The 17,986-nt window shown below is 64.0% G+C and carries 19 protein-coding genes; 11 read left to right on the top strand and 8 right to left on the bottom strand.

The window, feature by feature from the left end; genetic code table 11:
- Positions 1-714 carry a lipoate--protein ligase family protein gene (locus tag ACZ2GY_RS08090; RefSeq protein ID WP_471673471.1) on the top strand — a complete coding sequence of 238 codons (714 nt, stop codon included), beginning with the start codon at positions 1-3 and terminating at the stop codon, positions 712-714.
- A gap of 73 nt (positions 715-787) precedes the next feature.
- Here the strand turns inward: ACZ2GY_RS08090 and ACZ2GY_RS08095 are convergent, their stop codons facing one another.
- The 3 genes from ACZ2GY_RS08095 to ACZ2GY_RS08105 all read right to left on the bottom strand — a co-directional run bounded on the left by ACZ2GY_RS08095 (position 788) and on the right by ACZ2GY_RS08105 (position 2,878).
- On the bottom strand, positions 788-1,417 hold the full coding sequence (locus tag ACZ2GY_RS08095; RefSeq protein WP_277358393.1) for an MBL fold metallo-hydrolase: 630 nt from the start codon (positions 1,415-1,417) through the stop codon (positions 788-790).
- The gene (locus ACZ2GY_RS08100; protein WP_471673472.1) at positions 1,417-2,502 is read right to left on the bottom strand and encodes an S-(hydroxymethyl)mycothiol dehydrogenase; all 1,086 of its coding nucleotides are present in this window, start codon (positions 2,500-2,502) and stop codon (positions 1,417-1,419) included. The genes ACZ2GY_RS08095 and ACZ2GY_RS08100 overlap by 1 nt, the downstream gene beginning before the upstream one ends.
- A 118-nt stretch (positions 2,503-2,620) precedes the next feature.
- On the bottom strand, positions 2,621-2,878 hold the full coding sequence (locus ACZ2GY_RS08105; protein WP_056547398.1) for a mycoredoxin: 258 nt from the start codon (positions 2,876-2,878) through the stop codon (positions 2,621-2,623).
- Between the two features lie 149 nt (positions 2,879-3,027).
- On the opposite strand from ACZ2GY_RS08105, the gene ACZ2GY_RS08110 reads away from it, so the two are divergent.
- The 7 genes from ACZ2GY_RS08110 (at position 3,028) to ACZ2GY_RS08140 (ending at position 10,225) form a co-directional block, all read left to right on the top strand.
- The gene (locus ACZ2GY_RS08110) at positions 3,028-3,351 is read left to right on the top strand and encodes a chorismate mutase (RefSeq protein WP_082565998.1); all 324 of its coding nucleotides are present in this window, start codon (positions 3,028-3,030) and stop codon (positions 3,349-3,351) included.
- A 183-nt stretch (positions 3,352-3,534) separates the two neighbouring features.
- Positions 3,535-5,550, top strand: a complete 2,016-nt coding sequence (gene thrS / locus ACZ2GY_RS08115; protein WP_277358391.1) for a threonine--tRNA ligase — start codon at positions 3,535-3,537, stop codon at positions 5,548-5,550.
- Between the two features lie 6 nt (positions 5,551-5,556).
- Positions 5,557-6,177 (top strand): HIT family protein, encoded by a 621-nt coding sequence (locus ACZ2GY_RS08120; protein WP_277358390.1) that lies wholly within the window; start codon positions 5,557-5,559, stop codon positions 6,175-6,177.
- On the top strand, positions 6,167-6,775 hold the full coding sequence (gene pgsA / locus ACZ2GY_RS08125) for a phosphatidylinositol phosphate synthase (RefSeq protein ID WP_471673473.1): 609 nt from the start codon (positions 6,167-6,169) through the stop codon (positions 6,773-6,775). The genes ACZ2GY_RS08120 and pgsA overlap by 11 nt, the downstream gene beginning before the upstream one ends.
- Before the next feature lie 136 nt (positions 6,776-6,911).
- Positions 6,912-7,757 carry a hypothetical protein gene (locus ACZ2GY_RS08130; protein WP_471673474.1) on the top strand — a complete coding sequence of 282 codons (846 nt, stop codon included), beginning with the start codon at positions 6,912-6,914 and terminating at the stop codon, positions 7,755-7,757.
- Positions 7,758-8,011: 254 nt separating this feature from the next.
- Positions 8,012-8,860: a pyridoxal 5'-phosphate synthase lyase subunit PdxS gene (pdxS, locus tag ACZ2GY_RS08135; RefSeq protein WP_471673573.1), complete on the top strand. Its 849-nt coding sequence runs from the start codon at positions 8,012-8,014 to the stop codon at positions 8,858-8,860.
- 189 nt (positions 8,861-9,049) lie between these two features.
- Positions 9,050-10,225, top strand: a complete 1,176-nt coding sequence (locus tag ACZ2GY_RS08140) for a CapA family protein (RefSeq protein ID WP_471673475.1) — start codon at positions 9,050-9,052, stop codon at positions 10,223-10,225.
- A gap of 12 nt (positions 10,226-10,237) precedes the next feature.
- On the opposite strand, the gene ACZ2GY_RS08145 is transcribed toward ACZ2GY_RS08140, so the two are convergent.
- From ACZ2GY_RS08145 to ACZ2GY_RS08155, 3 genes are all read right to left on the bottom strand, one after another.
- Positions 10,238-10,951 carry a GNAT family N-acetyltransferase gene (locus ACZ2GY_RS08145; RefSeq protein WP_471673476.1) on the bottom strand — a complete coding sequence of 238 codons (714 nt, stop codon included), beginning with the start codon at positions 10,949-10,951 and terminating at the stop codon, positions 10,238-10,240.
- On the bottom strand, positions 10,948-12,966 hold the full coding sequence (locus tag ACZ2GY_RS08150) for a M3 family metallopeptidase (RefSeq protein ID WP_471673477.1): 2,019 nt from the start codon (positions 12,964-12,966) through the stop codon (positions 10,948-10,950). The genes ACZ2GY_RS08145 and ACZ2GY_RS08150 overlap by 4 nt, the downstream gene beginning before the upstream one ends.
- A gap of 109 nt (positions 12,967-13,075) precedes the next feature.
- Positions 13,076-13,369, bottom strand: coding sequence for a hypothetical protein (locus ACZ2GY_RS08155; RefSeq protein WP_346028314.1), 294 nt, complete (start codon positions 13,367-13,369; stop codon positions 13,076-13,078).
- Here ACZ2GY_RS08155 and ACZ2GY_RS08160 point away from each other — a divergent pair.
- Positions 13,368-14,381, top strand: a complete 1,014-nt coding sequence (locus tag ACZ2GY_RS08160; RefSeq protein ID WP_471673478.1) for a CapA family protein — start codon at positions 13,368-13,370, stop codon at positions 14,379-14,381. The two genes, ACZ2GY_RS08155 and ACZ2GY_RS08160, sit on opposite strands and share 2 nt — an antisense overlap.
- 11 nt (positions 14,382-14,392) lie before the next feature.
- Here the strand turns inward: ACZ2GY_RS08160 and ACZ2GY_RS08165 are convergent, their stop codons facing one another.
- Both ACZ2GY_RS08165 and ACZ2GY_RS08170 read right to left on the bottom strand, forming a co-directional pair.
- Complete coding sequence (locus tag ACZ2GY_RS08165; protein WP_277358378.1) at positions 14,393-15,157, bottom strand: type 1 glutamine amidotransferase; 765 nt, start codon at positions 15,155-15,157, stop codon at positions 14,393-14,395.
- The gene (locus ACZ2GY_RS08170) at positions 15,154-16,425 is read right to left on the bottom strand and encodes a MurT ligase domain-containing protein (protein ID WP_346028423.1); all 1,272 of its coding nucleotides are present in this window, start codon (positions 16,423-16,425) and stop codon (positions 15,154-15,156) included. Before ACZ2GY_RS08170 ends, ACZ2GY_RS08165 begins: the two co-directional genes overlap by 4 nt.
- Before the next feature lie 86 nt (positions 16,426-16,511).
- Here ACZ2GY_RS08170 and pdxT point away from each other — a divergent pair, with 86 nt between their 5' ends.
- Together pdxT and ACZ2GY_RS08180 are read left to right on the top strand one after the other, a co-directional pair.
- Positions 16,512-17,237, top strand: coding sequence for a pyridoxal 5'-phosphate synthase glutaminase subunit PdxT (gene pdxT, locus ACZ2GY_RS08175; protein WP_277358377.1), 726 nt, complete (start codon positions 16,512-16,514; stop codon positions 17,235-17,237).
- A complete protein-coding gene (locus ACZ2GY_RS08180) occupies positions 17,221-17,979 on the top strand; it encodes a YebC/PmpR family DNA-binding transcriptional regulator (RefSeq protein WP_056547429.1) in 759 nt (252 codons plus the stop codon). The genes pdxT and ACZ2GY_RS08180 overlap by 17 nt, the downstream gene beginning before the upstream one ends.
- The last annotated feature ends 7 nt before the right edge of the window (positions 17,980-17,986 follow it).

Consider the following 17,986-nt stretch of genomic DNA (forward strand, 5'->3'; position numbering starts at 1 on the left):
ATGATTCCTCGTGCCTGGTCTGAAGGGCGCCTGCAGGTCCTACACGAATTGTCCTCGGGTGCGGCAGCGGACATGGAGCGCGGGCTTACCCTTTTACGCGCAGCGGCAGCTGGGGACCTCGGGCCCACGCTACGGCTCTACCGCCCCCAGCCCACTGTTGCCTTCGGGCAGCGGGACACCCGTCTGCCCGGTTTCGGGACGGCTTCGGACGCCGCCCGGACGCATGGGTTCGAGCCACTGGTCCGAAAGGCGGGCGGACGGGCTGCGGCCTACCACCACGGGTGTCTGATCGTGGACCACATCGAGCCCCACCATGACGCGGTCGCCGGATCGCATGCCCGGTTCCGACTGCTCGGTGAGATCCTTGCAAAATCGCTGTGGCGGGTCGGCGTTGATGCCCGGATGGGACAGATTCCCGGTGAATACTGCCCGGGCGAGTTCAGCGTGCACGGCGTGGACGGCACCCAGGCCGTGAAGCTGGTCGGCACCGCGCAGCGAGTCATCTCCGGTGCATGGCTTTTTTCCTCGGTGATCGTGGTGGAGGACTCTGCATCGATTCGGTCAGTCCTTGAAGCGACGTACTCGGCGCTGGAACTTCCGTGGCAGCCGTCGACGGCGGGGGCCGCGGAAGACCTCGTGCCCGGTCTCACCGTGGACGCGGTGGCAAGCGCCGTCGTCGCCGCTTACGAGGATGTCGCGGCCCCGGTGCCGTAGCTGCTCAGGCTGGTCCTTCTGAGGCCTGCTGCCGGCCGGTCGTTCTGAAGATCGAGCCGGCCGGCAGTCGGGTTCAGTGCCCGCGGGCGATCCACTCGTCGAGGTTCGGTGCTTCTTCGCCGATGCTGGTCGAGTCGCCGTGCCCGGTTCTCACCACGGTGTCCGCGGGGAGGGTGAACAGCCTGGTGCGGATGGATTCGATGATCGTGGGGAAATCGCTGTAGGACCGTCCGGTTGCTCCCGGCCCGCCCCGGAACAGGGTGTCGCCGCTGAACAGGGTGCCGGCGTCGGGCAGGTAAAAGCAGACCGAGCCGGGGGAGTGGCCGGGCGTGTGAATCGCGTGGAGGGTGACTCCGGCGACGCTGAAGGTATCGCCGTCGGCAATGGTGGCTCCCGGAACGGTATCCGGGTATACCGCGTCCCACAGCATGCGGTCTTCGGCGTGAAGGTGGATTGGCGCTCGTACTGTGTCGAAGAGCTCCCCGACAGCGCGAATGTGATCGTCATGGCCGTGGGTCAGCAGGATCGCGCGGACTTGGCGCCCGTTGATCTGGTCCACGATCGCGCCGGCGTCGTGCGGGGCGTCGATGACAATACATTCGGAGTCGTCGCCGATGATCCAGACATTGTTGTCCACCTCCCACGTGCCGCCGTCCAGGGAGAACGTGCCGGAGGTGACCAGGTGGTCGATACGCGCGCCCATCAGAGCTCCACCACCGAACGCAGCACTACGCCGTCGTGCATTTTGGTGAAGGCATCCTCGACCTGGTCAAGCGCTATGCGCTCGGTGACGAACGCGTCGAGGTCCAGATTGCCCTGCCGGTAATGGTCCACGAGCATCGGGAAGTCACGTGACGGGAGGCAATCGCCGTACCAGGAGGATTTCAGCGCACCTCCCCGGCCGAAGACGTCCAGCAGGGGGAGGTCGAGCTTCATATCCGGCGTCGGTACCCCGACGAGCACCACTGTGCCGGCGAGGTCGCGGGCGTAGAACGCCTGCTTGTAGGTCTCAGGACGGCCGACGGCGTCGATCACCACGTTGGCTCCGTTGCCGCCGGTCAACCTGCGGATTTCGTCGACCGGATCGGTTTCCTTGGAGTTCACCAGATCGGTGGCGCCCAGTCCCTTGGCGAGTTCCAGTTTGCGGTTGTCGATGTCCACCGCGATGATCCGGGTTGCGCCGGCCAGTTTTGATCCGGCGATGGCAGCTATACCCACTCCGCCGCAGCCGATCACGGCTACGGAGTCTCCGCGCCGGACATTGCCGGTGTTGATCGCTGCACCGATGCCCGCCATGATTCCGCAACCCAGAAGGCCGACGGCGGCTGCATCCGCATCGGGATCGACCTTGGTGCACTGCCCGGACGCTACGAGGGTCTTCTCGGCGAAGGCTCCGATACCGAGGGCGGGCGACAGTTCCGTGCCGTCTTCGAGGGTCATCTTCTGCGCCGCGTTGTGGGTGTTGAAACAGTACTGCGGCTCTCCGCGCAGGCACGCACGGCATTGCCCGCAGACAGCCCGCCAATTGAGGATGACGCGGTCGCCGGGCTGGACGTTGGTCACGTCAGACCCGACGGCGCTCACAACGCCGGTTGCCTCGTGGCCGAGCAGGAAGGGGTAATCATCGCTGATGCCTCCCTGCTTGTAGTGAAGGTCCGTATGGCACACGCCGCAGGTCAGGATGTCGACAAGCGCCTCACCCGGTCCCGGGTCGGGAACCTTGATGGTGACGACGGTAGCGGGCGCATCCTTCTCCATAACGACGACGCCCTTGACGCTGTGTGCCATTGAGACAGTCCTTTTCCTCGAGGGTGGGGGAACGTCTCCAGCTTATCGACATTGAAAAGCAGGACACGCCCGTTATCCGGGCGGATGAAGGGCGTGTCCTGCGAAATTACGAGGGTGCCTAGGCGGCGACGCGCGCTTTCACCTCGGCTGCGGAGGGGTTGGTGGCCGTGCTGCCGTCGGGGAAGATGACCGTAGGCACGGTCTGGTTTCCGCCGTTGAGCGAGGCGACGAGTTCCGCAGTGCCTTCCACTTCCTCAATGTTGATCTCCTGGTAGCCGATACCCTGCGCGTCGAGCTGCGACTTGAGCCTGCGGCAGTAGCCGCACCAGGTGGTGCTGAACATGGTGATGGTGCCGGCAGCGGGTGTGTAATCCACGGTGCTCCTCTGGAGAAATAGCGGACTCGTCGAGTCCGCGGATTATTGCGGTTTCTGTCAGCAAATGTAACGTCTGCGCTGCGCGGACCATTCCCGGTATGCGCGTCATCAACCGTGGCGCTCAGTGGCACCTCGCGTAGTGTCGCCGTATGCCAAACCCCCTAACGCCCGAGCGTCCGAAGCCCGGTTCGGTCCAGGCCGAACAGCTGAAGGCCGTCCGTATCGCGATCAACGAGGTCGATGAGCAGATGGTCGGGTTGATCTCCCGACGTGAGCGGCTGGTGCGGAGGGCGGGTTCACTCAAGGACGACGACGAGTCCGTGCGCGCGCCGGCGCGGGTCGAACAGGTCATTTCGAACGTTCGAGGTTACGCCGAAAAGCTCGACGTGGATCCCGCTGTGGTCGAACGGACATACCGGGCCATGATCGAGGCCTTCATCGAGTTTGAACTGAAGGTCCGGCGCACGTCCTGAGCCCGGATCACCCCAGAGCGCACCCGGCAATCGCATAGGTACGCGCTGGTTGGTTGGCCGCGCACGCAACGGATACCATCGAAATACCGCCGCAGGAGTGTTGGGCCTGGGTTGGCCAACATCCGCGGGTACGGTTGATCGATCAGTATCCGTGCACTTCACCCTTATCAAGAGGAGACCTCAGTGTCAGCGCCCCCATCAATCACCCTCATCGTCAACGGCGAAGAGCAGCGGGTGACCACCGGGACTACGGGAGCGGACCTCTTCAGGGAGCAGCGCGACGTCGTCGTCGTCCGTGTAAATGGCGAGCTGTGGGACCTGAGCCGCGCGCTGGAGGACGGCTCGCAGGTGGAACCGGTTACCGTTGATTCTGCGGATGGGCTGAACGTTCTTCGCCACTCCGCCGCGCACGTGATGGCGCAGGCCGTCCAGCAGTTGCGGCCTGATGCGAAACTCGGCATAGGCCCTTACATCACCGACGGCTTCTACTTCGACTTCGATGTCAACGAGCCCTTCACTCCCGAAGACCTGAAGCAGGTCGAAAAGATGATGCTGAAGATCGTCAACGCGAACCAGTTCTTCCAGCGCCGCGTCGCGAGTGAAGACGAAGCCCGCGAAGCGATGAAGGACGAGCCCTACAAGCTCGAACTGATCGGTTTGAAGGGCGGCAACGGCGATATTACTGACGACGACGGCGCTTCCGTTGAGGTCGGTGCCGGCGAGCTGACCATCTACGACAACGTGGACCGCAAATCCGGTGACGTGGTCTGGAAGGACCTCTGCCGGGGCCCGCATCTGCCGAACACCAAACTGATTTCCAACGCGTATGCGCTGACGCGTTCGGCCGCGGCGTACTGGCGCGGCAGTGAGAAGAACAAGCAGCTGCAGCGCATCTATGGCACTGCCTGGCCCACCAAGGAAGACCTCAAGGCCTACCAGGAGCGCCTGGCCGAAGCCGAGCGCCGCGACCACCGCAAGCTCGGCACTGAACTGGACCTGTTCTCCTTCCCGGACGAGCTGGGTTCAGGCCTGCCGGTGTTCCACCCCCGTGGCGGCATCATCCGCAAGGCGATGGAGGATTACTCACGGCAGCGGCACGTCGAGGCCGGCTACGAGTTTGTCTACACACCGCACATCACCAAGGGCCACCTGTACGAGGTTTCCGGGCACCTGGACTGGTACCGCGACGGCATGTTCCCTCCCATGCACGTGGACGCGGAGCTCGACGCCGACGGCAAGGTCCGCAAGCCTGGCCAGGACTACTACCTGAAGCCGATGAACTGCCCGATGCACAACCTGATCTTCCGCTCCCGCGGGCGGTCCTACCGTGAACTGCCGTTGCGGCTCTTCGAGTTTGGGTCGGTTTACCGGTACGAGAAGTCGGGCGTGGTGCACGGACTGACCCGCGTGCGCGGCATGACCCAGGATGATGCGCACATCTACTGCACCCGCGAGCAGATGAAGGATGAGCTCACCGGTACGCTCAACTTCGTCCTCGGACTGCTGAAGGATTACGGCCTCAACGACTTCTACCTGGAACTGTCCACCAAGGACCCCGAGAAGTACGTCGGCGAGGACGAGGCTTGGGAGGAAGCAACTCGGACTCTCGCCGAGGTCGCAGAGGCATCGGGCCTGGAATTGGTTCCCGATCCGGGCGGAGCTGCGTTCTATGGGCCGAAGATCTCAGTGCAGGCGCGGGACGCGATCGGCCGCACGTGGCAGATGTCAACCATCCAGCTGGATTTCAACCTGCCCGAGCGCTTCGAGCTTGAGTACCAGGCGGCGGATGGAACGCGCCAGCGGCCCGTCATGATCCACCGGGCGCTGTTCGGCTCCATTGAGCGGTTCCTCGGTGTGCTGACCGAGCACTACGCGGGTGCCTTCCCAGCCTGGCTGGCTCCCGTCCAGGTCCTCGCCATCCCCGTTGCCGACGCCTTCAACGACTACCTGTTTGACGTCGTCGACAAGCTCAAGGCCGAGGGGATCCGTGCCGAAGTCGACATCAGCTCTGACCGCTTCCCGAAGAAGATTCGTACCGCGAGCAAGGAGAAGGTGCCCTTCGTCCTGATCGCCGGTGGGGACGACGCCGACGCCGGTGCCGTTTCCTTCAGGTTCCGGGACGGAAGCCAGGAGAACCAGGTGCCGGTCGACCAGGCCGTGAAGCGGATCGTGGAAGCCGTCCGCAACCGGGAACAGTAGCGGCATATGCACCACGAGTCGGGCGTTGACGGTCAGATCCACGAGGACACGAACGTAACGGACAGCTTTGAGCTGCCCGGTGTCCCCGACGCCTTCCAGCGCCTGTGGACTCCACACCGCCTCGCATACATCAAGGGCGGGCAGGGGCAGTTCAACAAGCAGGAGGACTGCCCTTTCTGCGCCGCTCCTGCACGGTCCGATCAGGAATCGCTGATTGTCCACCGCGGCACAAGCGCATACGTCGTCCTGAACCTGTTCCCCTACAACCCAGGCCACCTGCTGGTGTGCCCGTACCGACACGTACCCGACTACACCGACATCACCGCCGAGGAGACAGTCGAAATAGCGCAGCTGACGCAGACCGCCATGCATGCGCTGCGCAGCGTAGCCCGGCCCACGGGTTTCAACCTCGGCATGAACCAGGGAGTCACCGGGGGTGCCGGCATCGCATCCCACCTGCACCAGCATGTTGTTCCCCGGTGGAGCGGCGACGGCAATTTCTTCCCGATCATCGCGCAGACCAAGGCAATCACGCAGACCCTCGACGAGGTGAGGGCGCAACTCGCCGCAGCATGGGAAGAAGCCTCCGCCACCCCCACCGATGCCGGAGCGGGCGATGCTGAATAAATACGCGCGGTCATTCTTCACCTCGCTGTTTACACCGCTGGCTACCCTGCTCCTCAAGTGGAAAATATCGCCGGACACGGTCACCGTGGTGGGCACACTCGGTGTGGCAGGAGGAGCGCTCGTCTTCTACCCCCTGGGGGAGCTGTTCTGGGGCACCGTCTTCATCACCCTGTTCGTCTTTTCGGACGTCGTCGACGGAATCATGGCGCGCATGCAGGGCCGCAGCGGCTCCTGGGGCAGTTTTCTCGATTCCACCCTCGACCGCATCGCGGACGGTGCACTGTTTGCCGGCGTCGCGGTCTGGTTTTTCCTCGGCGGCAGTAACAGCGCGATCGCCGTCGCTGCTCTCGCCTGCCTGGTGCTCGGCATGATTGTCTCCTACGCGCGTGCCAAAGCCGAGTCACTCGGGTTCACTGCGAACGTTGGTATCGCGGAGCGCGCCGAGCGTCTGGTGTCGGTGCTGGTCGTGACAGGTCTGACCGGACTCGGGCTTCCTGAGGTAGTTCTGCTGGCAGTCCTGATCCTGCTGGCACTGGCAAGCATCGTCACCATCGTGCAGCGCATTCTGACGGTGCGGGTCCAGGCTGCAGCTTCCTGAGCGCGATGCATCTGCAGAAGGCGCCGGATGCTGGTCGTGCTTTTCCTTAGGCCTGAGGATAAGCTTCGCAAAGATCGCAGGACCGCACGGAGCAATCAAGTCTAGCGCCAAAGCGGCTACTCAGAGAGGATCGCTTATGGGTTTTGACCAGCAGCATCAGCCGATGAACGCGTCGCCGGTTTTCGGCGTTGTCGCGACAGTAGTCGCGGGCGGTTTGTCTCTCATTGACGCGTCCAAACTGGATGCACCGCAGCGCCGCGCCGTGCATGCCGTAACAGCAGTCCTGACCGGTTTCTACGTCGCCGCTACAATCGCCGGCAGCAAGAGGGGGTTGGTTCCGCTGAAGACGACGGCCGGGATCGCCGCAACCGGTATCGCCCTTCGCTTCGCCGACGCCGGCGACACGATCGACCTGCGCTTTCAGGAGAAGCTGCGCGAGGCCGGGGCGAAACATCCACGCCGCTGGATGGCTGTGGCGGCGGCAGGAACGACGTTCGCCGGCTACCTGAGTGACCGAACCGCCGCCCGGAAGAGCCGGTTCGAGGCGGTGCTCGGCCACCCACCTGAGCATGAGAGGGTGCTGGACCCTGGAGTTCGAACCATCGCCGAAGGCATCCTGCGTGCCCGGGACATCTCGGGGGCGCCGGAGCTTCTGGCGCAACTCGCCTCAGCTCGGGAGGTCTACTGGGACGAGGAGTTTACCTCCACCGCGCACTTTCGGGTTCCAGATGAATTTCCCCGCGCCGTGCCCCACAACCAGGTGTTCCCGGTTCGTGCGCAGTTCACCGGTCCGGACGGCACCCTGCTGCAGATCCTGCTGCATATCTACGACGGCGAGCTTGACATGTTGACTGTTGATTCAGCGGACCCGGATGACAGCGGTTACGTCGACGGAATTCTCCAGAGTTGGCCGGAACCATCCGAGGTCACACACGTTATCGAAGATCCGGACGGACTGTGCCGAGCAACGAGTAACGGCTAACGTGGCCGCGATGCGTGGAAACCGACGTGAAGATGCTCGGTCAAACTACTAACCATCTTCATTACCGATGGTGCGCTGTTCGCGTGCACAACAAATCCGCCGTTACGTACAGTTGCTGACCGGCGATTCGGAGCAGCCGCCGGGCGTATCATGGATTGTCATCTTTTCTCTACCCGAGGGGCCATACTGTGTCCACTGTTGAAGAAGCTTCCACCACTGCGCCCGTGACCGGCAGCAGCCGCGTCAAGCGCGGAATGGCGGAGATGCTCAAGGGCGGCGTCATCATGGATGTCGTCACCGCAGAGCAGGCCCGTATCGCCGAGGACGCCGGTGCCGTTGCCGTCATGGCGCTCGAGCGCGTACCCGCCGACATCCGTGCCCAGGGCGGGGTGTCGCGCATGTCGGACCCTGACATGATCGACAGCATCGTCGAGGCCGTCTCCATCCCGGTCATGGCAAAAGCCCGCATCGGTCATTTCGTCGAGGCGCAGGTGCTGCAGTCCCTCGGTGTGGACTACATCGACGAGTCCGAGGTGCTGACTCCTGCGGACTTCACCAACCACATCGACAAGTGGAAGTTCACCATTCCCTTCGTCTGCGGTGCAACCAACCTCGGTGAGGCTTTGCGCCGCCTCAACGAAGGTGCGGCCATGATCCGCTCCAAGGGCGAGGCCGGCACCGGGGACGTCTCCAACGCCACCATGCATATGCGCAAGATCCGCTCGGAAATTGCCCGCCTCACTTCCATGGCCGACGACGAGCTATACGTTGCAGCCAAGGAACTCCAGGCACCGTACGAGCTCGTCAAGGAAGTTGCCGCGGCAGGCAAGCTTCCGGTCGTCCTGTTCACCGCCGGCGGCATTGCCACACCGGCCGATGCCGCCATGATGATGCAGCTCGGTGCTGACGGCGTCTTCGTAGGCTCCGGCATCTTCAAGTCCGGCAACCCGGCCGAGCGCGCCGCCGCCATCGTCAAGGCAACCACCTTCCACGACGATCCGGACATGATCGCCAAGGTCTCCCGCGGCCTCGGTGAAGCAATGGTCGGCATCAACGTGGACGAGATCCCGCAGCCGCACCGCCTCGCCGAGCGCGGCTGGTAGGACTGCAGACAGCATTGAATAGCGCGAAGGGCCGGACACTATGTCCGGCCCTTTGCCGTTGGGATCCTGGCGCTCACTCGGGGCTACGCTGTCGGTGTGAACCGTAGCAGCACATCAATCGTTCGAGCAGCAGCGCTGTCCGTGCTGCTGCTGCTACCCGGGTGCTCCGGATCCGGGAGCGTGTCTCCTATGGGACCCCCGGACATAGCGGACACAACCTCACCTCCGCCGGGCGCTCCATCGCCTGGAACGTCCGCTACGGCGCGGCCTAAGCCTGAATCACCGAGCCCGACGCCGCTTCGCACGACCGCCGCCAAGACCGCTACCTGCCCGGGCGGGGAATGCCTCACCGTGGTGCTCACCGGTGACCTGCTGCTACACGAAGGTCTGTGGGAACAGGCAGCAGTCGACGGCGGCGGTCAGTTGGACTTCGGACCGATGCTTGCGGCGCAGGAGGAGTACATCGCGCCGGCTGACTTCGCTATCTGTCACCAGGAAACTCCGCTGGCTGAGCCGGGCGGCCCATATTCCGGCTTTCCAGCCTTCAACGTCCCTCCCCAGATTGCAGACGCCGTCGCGAATTTGGGTTACGACGCCTGCACAACAGCCAGCAACCATACCCTCGACGCCGGCACTGCGGGACTGAACCGCACCCTGGACACGCTGGATACGGCAGGGCTCGAACACACCGGCTCCTACCGCACAGCCGCGGAGGCAGCTGAGCCGCTCATCGTGGATACCGGCGAAGCGCGAATCGCCGTAATCACCGGAACCTATGCGCTCAACGGGATCGTGCCTGAGTTCGGCTGGCAGGTGGATCAGCTGGATCCGGCAGTGATGATCGCCAAGGCGGACGAAGCGCGCGAGGCGGGCGCCGACGTCGTACTTGCAGCGGTGCACGCCGGCGACGAATATGCCGACTATGCCAACGCTCAGCAGCAGGAAGTAGCGCACGCACTCGTGGACAGCGGCCGCTTCGACCTGGTTTACGGCCACCACAGCCATTCGGTGCTGCCCATCGAGAAGTACAACGGCGTCTGGATCGTCTATGGACTCGGGAACACCATCGCCGCACACCTCACGCCGGACATCCGCAACACCGAGGGACTGCTGGTGGAAGTTTCCTTCGAGCAGGACGACGACGGCGGCTGGCAGGGTGCAGGAATCCGCTGGCTTCCGGCCACCTGGAACGGGCCGGCCCACCGCTGGTGCCCGGTGGCCGCCGTCAATCTCGAGGAGATGGCCGCGTTGGGTACGTCTTGCGTCTCCACCGAGGCGGACGCGGCGAGCAGGCAGCGCAGCAAGGTAACCGTCGAGTCGATGGGGGCGGCAGATGCCGGTGCCGTCGAGTGGCAGGGGCAGTAAATCCACCAAGCTTCAACGGAGGTGCAGCCACCACGTTTGTCCGCGGCCAATGAGTTCGAATCCGCGGCGGGAATATAGCTCATACCCCTCAGGCGTGGCGTTCAACGCCAGTTCCTGCGCCCCCGCAGCCGTAGCCTCCTGCGCCACCGCTGAAAGGAGCGCCGTGCCGAGGCCGCTGCGACGGAACTGGGGGAGCACCTCCATGTTGAAGATCCCACCGACGGCTCTGGCGTCAGCGGCCGCTCCGTCATAGAAGGAATAGGCGGCGCCGACGGGCATCTCACCCACACGCGCGAGCGCATGCCAGGCCTTCGCCGGTTCGGCGCGGGTAATGGCCAGTTCCGCAGCGAGCGGACCGGAGTACTCGGGCACGCGCGTGGTGATCGCGGCTCCTGCCGGGTCAAGGCCGGCGAGCGCCTCGACCGGCGCGCTCATCCACCAAGGCTGCCAGCCGGATTCAAACCCGAAGTCGGCTAGCTCCTTGCCCCGAACTGCGCCGTTGAGCCACACGCCCACTGTGAGGGCACCCAACCGGACGCCCTCAGCCAGCCCCGGCCGCAACCCTGCCGGGGACAACGTGGTGGGAAACATCAGCATGAGCTCACGCCTAGCAGGCAGCCAGATCCAGTCGCATTCGTGCGTGGAGAAGGTGCGGCCGCCGGTTGCCTGCGCCATGGCAGCGAACCAGGCGCGCTGCAGGCGCTGGCAACCGGCGATGGTGGTCATGACTGCTCAGCCAGCCCTCGACGCTCGAGGAGGGGATCGATGCTGGCTGCGCGGCCACGGAAGGCAGCGAAGGCATCCAGCGGGTCAACGCTGTATCCGCGTGAAAGCAGTTCCCTGCGGAAATGTTCTCCGTTCTCCCGCGTCAGCCCGCCCGATTCCTTGAACCACTCGACGCTGTCCGCGTCCAGAACCTCGCTCCAGATGTAGGCGTAGTAAGCCGCTGAGTAGCCGCCCGCGAAAATGTGTTTGAAGTATCCGGTGCGGTACCGCGGCGGGACGGGCGCATAGTCCACGCCGGCGTCGTGCAGTGCCTGCTTCTCAAAAGCAAGCGGGTCCTCCACCGTGGTGCCCGGCGGCAGCTCATGCCACGCGAGGTCGAGAAGAGCAGCACCCAGGTATTCGGTGGTGGCGAAACCCTCACCCCATTTCCTGGCGGCTACGGGCTTGTCGATCATCTCCTGAGGGAGCGCCTCACCGGTCTGATGGTGGCGCGCATAGTTGCTGACCACTTCCGGCCAGAGCATCCACATTTCGTTGACCTGTGAAGGATATTCCACGAAGTCCCGCGGAACGCTCGTTCCGGAAAACAACGGGTACGTGACATCCGAGAAGAGCCCATGCAGTGCGTGACCGAACTCGTGGAACGTGGTCCGCACCTCGTCGAAGGTCAGCAGTGTGGGTTCACCCGCGGGTGGCCTGGACACGTTCAGGTTGTTCACCACGACGGCCCGGGTTCCGCCAAGGCGCGACTGCTCCACGAAGGAGTTCATCCACGCGCCGCCGTTCTTGGTGTCCCGTGTGTAGTAGTCGCCGAGGAAGAGCCCCAACTCGGAGCCGTCCTCTTCCCGGACCTCCCAGATCCGTACCTCGGGGTGGTACCCCTGAAGATCTTCCCGTTCATGGAAAGTGAGCCCGTAGAGCCTATTCGCCGCGAAGAAAACGCCGTCATTCAGTACCCGGTCGAGCTCGAAGTAGGGGCGCAGTGCGGCGAGGTCCACGTCGTACCGCTCGGAGCGGACCTTCTCGGAGTAGAACGACCAGTCCCAGGCCTCGACCGGGTGACCTGCCACGTCCTCGAGCTGCTCAGCTTCCGCGCGTGCATTCCGGACAGCCGGCTGTGCAAGGCGTTCGAGCATTTCGTGGATAGCATCCAGTGACGGCGCAGTCTGGTCATCAGTGGCCAGCTCGGCGTGATTGGTGAAACCCAGCAGGGACGCCCGCTCAGCCCGCAGCGCCGCCATTTCCGCGGCGACGCGGATGGTGTTGTCCGCGTTGTCGCGGGACCCGCGATTGACGGACGCTTCATGCAGGCGGCGGCGGGTTTCCCGGTTGGTCAGGGACTCCAGTGCAGGCTGGGAGGTCGGCAGGATCAGCGTCAGGAGATACTGGCCCGGGTGGCCGGCGGCACCGGCGGCGTCTGCTGCAGAGGCGATGTCGTCCGCGGACAATCCGTCGAGTTCTGAAGCGTCGTCGACAAGCAGGGCAGACGCATTCGTGTCACGGAGCAGCCGCTGCCCGAACTCGGTGCTGAGCCGGGAGAGCTCGCCATTCAGTTCGCGCAGGCGGTGCTGCGCGGCGTCGTCGAGCTGGGCGCCGGCGCGAACGAAGCGCTGCCGGTACTCGTCGGCCAGACGTGCGGACTCAGCGTCGAGCCCGGATGTCTCAACTGCATTCACGCGCGCGAAGAGCGCAGCGTTGAGGTAGATGTTGTCCTCATGCGCGGCAAGGCGCGGGGCGATCTCCGTCTCCACCGCCTGGATTCCCTCAGTGGAGTGAGCGGATGAGTTATTGAAGAACACCAGCGCGACGCGGCGAAGCGCTTGCCCGGCGCGCTCCATTGCCACGATCGTGTTGTCGAAGGATGCGGGCTCAGGCTCGGCGATGATCGCCTCGATCTCAGCGAGGTGCTCCCGGATACCGGTTTCAAACGCCGGCAGGAAGTCTTCCTCGCGGATCTGCGCGAAGGGAGGCAACTGGAACGGCAGGGTGCTCGGATTCTGAAAAGGGTTGCTCATGGTAACCAACCTTGGCATAACGAGCGGCACCGCTCCAGCAGGCAAGCCCGTTTGCATCCCGTGTTCGCTTCGGTGGGTTCATCCTCAGGTTCCCCTCCGGTCGCACCTATCATTGGAAGTCATCATCAAGGGAGGTCGTTGTGTCTGGACGGACGCGAAATCGGAGCACGTGGGGAGCGCTGGGATTGGCCCTCACGCTTGCCTGCTCGGGCTGCATGGGAGTAGGTGAGGGGCGCACAACCCAGGGCTCAGAACCAACGACGACGACGGCGCCCGCCTCCTCTGCGCCCGCCGCCTCCTCTGCGCCGGCCACCTCAAATTCCTCCGAGGCTCCGGAACCTACCCCCGAGCCGACGCCCGGGAAGGGGCCGGACTGCCCGACGGACCGCTGCTTCTCCTTCATGGCCTCCGGCGATCTTCTGGTGCACCCTCAACTGTGGGACCAGGCAGCCGTCGATGCGCGGCAAACCGGCAAGGGCACTCTCGATTTCGAGCCGCTTCTGGCTGGACAGCGTCCCTACATCGAGGCGAGTGATCTCGCCATGTGCCATCTGGAAACGCCGGTAGCGACGCCTGAAGGTCCCTTCAGCGGCTACCCCCAGTTCAACGTCCCACCGCAGATCCTCGACGCCGCGAAGGCCGTTGGATACCAGGCCTGCACGACGGCCAGCAACCACACAATCGACGCCGGTACGGAAGGGTTGGTGCGCACCCTGGACACCCTGGACCGGCTCGGACTCGAACACACCGGCTCCTACCGCACCGAAGCGGACGCCCAGGAGTTGATGATCCTCGAGACGCCGGCCGCGCAGGTTGCAGTCATCGAAGCCACCTACGGTCTGAACGGCCTGATTCCGGAATTCCCGTGGCAGGTGGACATGCTCGACGCGCCCACCATGATCGCGAAGGCGGAGAGGGCGCGCGAGGAGGGCGCCGACGTCGTTATCGCGGCTATCCATGCCGGCGACGAATATGCGTCGCTTCCCAACCAGCAGCAGATCGACCTCGCCCATGCCCTTGCCGACAGCGGGGCGGTCGACTTCATCTATGGCCACCACACGCACTCGGTGCTGCCGATCGAGTATTACAACGACACCTGGATCGTCTATGGCCTGGGTAACGGCGTCACGGAACTGTCGCCGGTGTATGACGTGAACAATGAGGGATTGACCATTCGGGCGCAGTTCGCCGCCGATGAGTCAGGTCAGTGGTCGGTCAGCGACCTGGCCTGGGTGCCCTCGGTGATCGTCCGGGATCCGTACCGCTGGTGTTCGCTGGCTCCAGACCAGGAGCCGGGCTCCTGCTCAACCCCGGAGCATGAAGCGGCGGTCAAGGCCAGAACGCTGGCAACGGTGGAGACTTACGGCGCGTCCGAAGACGGCGCGCACCAGTGGCTGGTGACCGGGGAAGACTAAGCGGAACCGACTCAGCGCGGCCGGGCAGCAGCGTGGCGGCGCGCCAGCTCGGCAAGGCTGTCATCGACATCGCCCGGCTCGAAGGAGCCGTACTTGCGAGTCACCGCCTCACGGATCAGGAAGTCGGCAACCGCGGGATTCTTCGGCAACAGTGAGCCATGGAGGTAACTGGCGACGATGTTGAGGTGCCGGGCTCCTTCATGGTCCTCCTTCGAGTTATTGCCTTCACCCTTGGTCACGGTGGCGAGCGGACGGACGTTTGGACCGAGGAAGGTCTGACCGCTGTGGTTCTCATAGCCGTGGATGTCGCCGAACTCCTCGCTCCGGGCGACCACGTTCCCGATCAGCCGCTCCGACCCGCCATGCGTTTCGATGTCCAGGATTCCGATCCCGGGTATCACTGTGCCGTCATGGGTCTTGAAGAAGTTTCCGAAAAGCTGGTAAAGACCGCAGATCGCGAGCATGGGCGTACCGTCCCCGGCAAGCGAGCGAAGATGGGCTGCATTGGACTGCAGGTCCTGCTGGATTACAACCTGCCCGCTGTCCTGTCCGCCGCCGCCGATGAGGATGTCCACGTCTGAAGGGAAGGTGTCCCCGGCATTGTGTTCGAGGATCACCGCCTCATACCCGTGCCAGGCGAGGCGCTGCTTGAGCACCAGCACATTGCCCCAGTCGCCATAGATGTTCATGTCCCGCGGATAGAGCTGCAGGATCCGAACGGCGCCCTTACTCGCGGGCGGGTTAGCGGGAGAGCCCGCAGGAGTGCCGGAACTCATGAAACCACCTTCACATCGGTAATTTTGGACAGGTCCCTGCGGATCGCGAGCATCGCGGTATAGGTGCAGAAGATCCGCTTCGGGCGGTCCTTCGCACCGCGGATGAACCTGCGGAGTGCTGATCCGGTGTCAGGATCGATGTCCTGAACGGCGACGTCGTCGTACTGCAGTCGCAGTGCCATGTCATACGCGCGGACGCCGCTGACCATGTCCACGCCGCCGGCCCGCAGGCTGTCGAAATCAACGTCCCAGAGCCATGACATGTCCCGTCCATCGGCGTAATTGTCATTGATCGCGATCATGGTTGCGTAGCCTGCAGCATCGAAGGACTTCAGGCCCAGGCGGAAGCCGCTCGGATTCTTCACCAGGACAAGCTCCAGGGGCTGGCCGTCCACCAGCAGGGATTCCCCGCGTCCGAAGGCCGGCTCAACCGCTGCGAGCGAGCGCAGCATCGCGTCGCGTTGTGCCTCACCGCCCAGGATGATCCTCGCCATTGCGAGCGCCGCGGCGGCGTTGAAGATGTTGTAGACGCCGCGGAGGCTCAGGTCGACGGTGCTTGCCTCGCCGTCCATGCTGAACGTAGCGGTATTGGATTCGACCGTTTCAAGCACGACGTCGGCGGGCAGGGAAGAGGCTGGTGCTGTTCCTGTGGCGCCGCGAAGGTCATCATCGCTGGGAAAGGTGTCCCGGAGAGATTCAGCCAGCCCGAAATAAGCCACCGCGGCGTTGCGGACCGATGGTGCAATTGAAGCGACCCGCGGATCTTCCCGGTTCAATACCACCGTGCCGGTGGTCTTTACTGCGATGTGCTCGAGCAGCTTGGTGGTCTTGTCGATCTCACCGAAGCGGTCAAGCTGATCCCGGAGGACATTGAGCAGCAGAGAATGGGTCGGAGGGACCAGATTCACAAAGTGGACGGCGTGGGCTTCGTCCAGTTCCAGGACGGCGACGTCGGCTCTCAGCCGTCCGCGCCAGTCCACCTCGCCGAGCAGCGCGGCGGCAACGCCCCTGGTGAAGTTGCTTCCCGTCCGGTTGGTGAAGACTTTCAGCCCCTGGCCCTCAAGGAGTTCGACCACCATCTTGGTGGTGGTGGTCTTCCCGTTGGTGCCGCTGACGACGATGATGCCCTTGGGCAGGTTTCGCAGCGCCCGCGCCATGAAGCCTGGATCGATTCGTTCGACGACCAGACCGGGAAACGCCGAACCACCGCCGCGCAGACGCGTGAGCGCCCGAACTGTTTTGCCCAGGGGCACGCTCAAGGTAGACAGACCAGACATGGTGTCTAACTTATCGCGCTTTCGTTGCCTACCCGGTATGGCGCCCGACAGTCCCAGCGCCAAACTAGACTGGGTCGGTGACTTCCACCATTTCCCTTGGCGGTGCCGCCCTGCGCGTTGGCGTTCTCGCAGTGCAGGGCGACGTACGCGAGCACATCCGGGTGATCAAATCCTTGGGCGGAGAGGCGTCCGCCGTCCGGCGCCCCAGCGAGCTGGAGCAGGTCGAGGGCGTTATCATCCCCGGCGGGGAGTCGACCACCATGGACAAGCTGACCCGCGCGTTCGGGCTCGCCGAACCGCTGCGCGAACTCATCCGCGAAGGGTTCCCGGTCTACGGGTCCTGTGCGGGAATGATCATGCTCGCGGACACCATTGCTGATCCCTCCGTTGACCTGGCGGGCAATCCCCAGCAGACCATCGGGGGCCTGGATATCGTGGTCCGCCGCAACGCCTTCGGCAGGCAACGCGAGTCCTTCGAGACGGACCTCCCGTTTGAGGAACTGCCTGGGAACGGCTCCGACGTCCACGCGGTGTTCATCAGGGCCCCGTGGGTGGAGAAGGTAGGGGAGTCGGTGAAGGTCCTCGCACAGGTCGAGGCGCCGGATACGCCGCCCGCCGAGCACGGTGCCCACACTGGGCGTGACAGTGCCAGGGCACAGCCGGTCGCTAGGATTGTTGCAGTTCGCTCAGGAAACCTGCTCGCCACGAGCTTCCACCCGGAAGTGACCGGTGAGCATCGCATCCATGAGCTTTTCCTATCGTTGATCGCACAAAGAAGGGCAGAGCATGTCGGGGCACTCTAAATGGGCTACCACCAAACACAAGAAGGCCGTGATTGACGCCAAGCGCGCCAAGTCTTTCGCGAAGCTGATCAAGAATATCGAGGTGGCGGCCCGCGCCGGCGGCGCTGACCTGGCGGGCAATCCGGCCCTCGAGCTTGCCGTGCAGAAGGCCAAGAAGACGTCCGTTCCCATCGACAACATCAACCGGGCGGTCAAGCGCGGCGCTGGGCTCACCGGCGAAGTCGTCGACTACTCGGAGATCATTTATGAAGCGCGCGGACCCCAGGGTTCGGCGCTGCTCATCGAATGCCTCACGGACAACAAGAACCGTGCAGCCTCGGAGGTCCGGGTCGCCATTACCCGAAACGGTGGATCAATTGCTGATCCCGGATCGGTCGCCTACCTGTTCGCGCGCAAAGGCGTAGTCTCCCTGCCGAAGAAAGACTTGTCGGAGGACGATGTCCTGATGGCAGTCCTGGACGCAGGCGCTGAAGAGGTGAAGGAGTCGGGTGAATCATTCGACGTCCACTCCGAGCCCACAGACCTCCGCGCGGTCGTCGCGGGTCTCGAAGAAGCCGGTATCGAATACGAGACCGACGAGGTCGAGTTTGTCCCGTCGATGCAGGTTGAACTCGATGCGGACGCCGCACGCAAGTTCCTCAAGCTCGTGGACGCGCTCGAAGAGCTCGACGACGTCCAGAACGTGTACTCGAATGCGGAGCTCGGCGATGACGTGCTCGCTGAGCTGGAGAGCGACGATTAGTTTCCGC

Source organism: Arthrobacter sp. KKT183 (genome assembly GCF_055657625.1).

Coding starts and splice junctions, on each gene's coding strand:
- ACZ2GY_RS08100 (WP_471673472.1), bottom strand. CDS start 2,502: ATGGCACACAGCGTCAAGGGCGTCGTCGTTATGGAGAAGGATGCGCCC.
- pgsA (WP_471673473.1), top strand. CDS start 6,167: ATGCTGAATAAATACGCGCGGTCATTCTTCACCTCGCTGTTTACACCG.
- ACZ2GY_RS08120 (WP_277358390.1), top strand. CDS start 5,557: ATGCACCACGAGTCGGGCGTTGACGGTCAGATCCACGAGGACACGAAC.
- ACZ2GY_RS08140 (WP_471673475.1), top strand. CDS start 9,050: ATGGGACCCCCGGACATAGCGGACACAACCTCACCTCCGCCGGGCGCT.
- ACZ2GY_RS08145 (WP_471673476.1), bottom strand. CDS start 10,951: ATGACCACCATCGCCGGTTGCCAGCGCCTGCAGCGCGCCTGGTTCGCT.
- ACZ2GY_RS08095 (WP_277358393.1), bottom strand. CDS start 1,417: ATGGGCGCGCGTATCGACCACCTGGTCACCTCCGGCACGTTCTCCCTG.
- pdxS (WP_471673573.1), top strand. CDS start 8,012: ATGGCGGAGATGCTCAAGGGCGGCGTCATCATGGATGTCGTCACCGCA.
- ACZ2GY_RS08160 (WP_471673478.1), top strand. CDS start 13,368: ATGGCCTCCGGCGATCTTCTGGTGCACCCTCAACTGTGGGACCAGGCA.
- ACZ2GY_RS08165 (WP_277358378.1), bottom strand. CDS start 15,157: ATGAGTTCCGGCACTCCTGCGGGCTCTCCCGCTAACCCGCCCGCGAGT.
- ACZ2GY_RS08130 (WP_471673474.1), top strand. CDS start 6,912: ATGGGTTTTGACCAGCAGCATCAGCCGATGAACGCGTCGCCGGTTTTC.
- ACZ2GY_RS08150 (WP_471673477.1), bottom strand. CDS start 12,966: ATGAGCAACCCTTTTCAGAATCCGAGCACCCTGCCGTTCCAGTTGCCT.
- ACZ2GY_RS08110 (WP_082565998.1), top strand. CDS start 3,028: ATGCCAAACCCCCTAACGCCCGAGCGTCCGAAGCCCGGTTCGGTCCAG.
- ACZ2GY_RS08180 (WP_056547429.1), top strand. CDS start 17,221: ATGTCGGGGCACTCTAAATGGGCTACCACCAAACACAAGAAGGCCGTG.
- ACZ2GY_RS08155 (WP_346028314.1), bottom strand. CDS start 13,369: ATGAAGGAGAAGCAGCGGTCCGTCGGGCAGTCCGGCCCCTTCCCGGGC.
- ACZ2GY_RS08090 (WP_471673471.1), top strand. CDS start 1: ATGATTCCTCGTGCCTGGTCTGAAGGGCGCCTGCAGGTCCTACACGAA.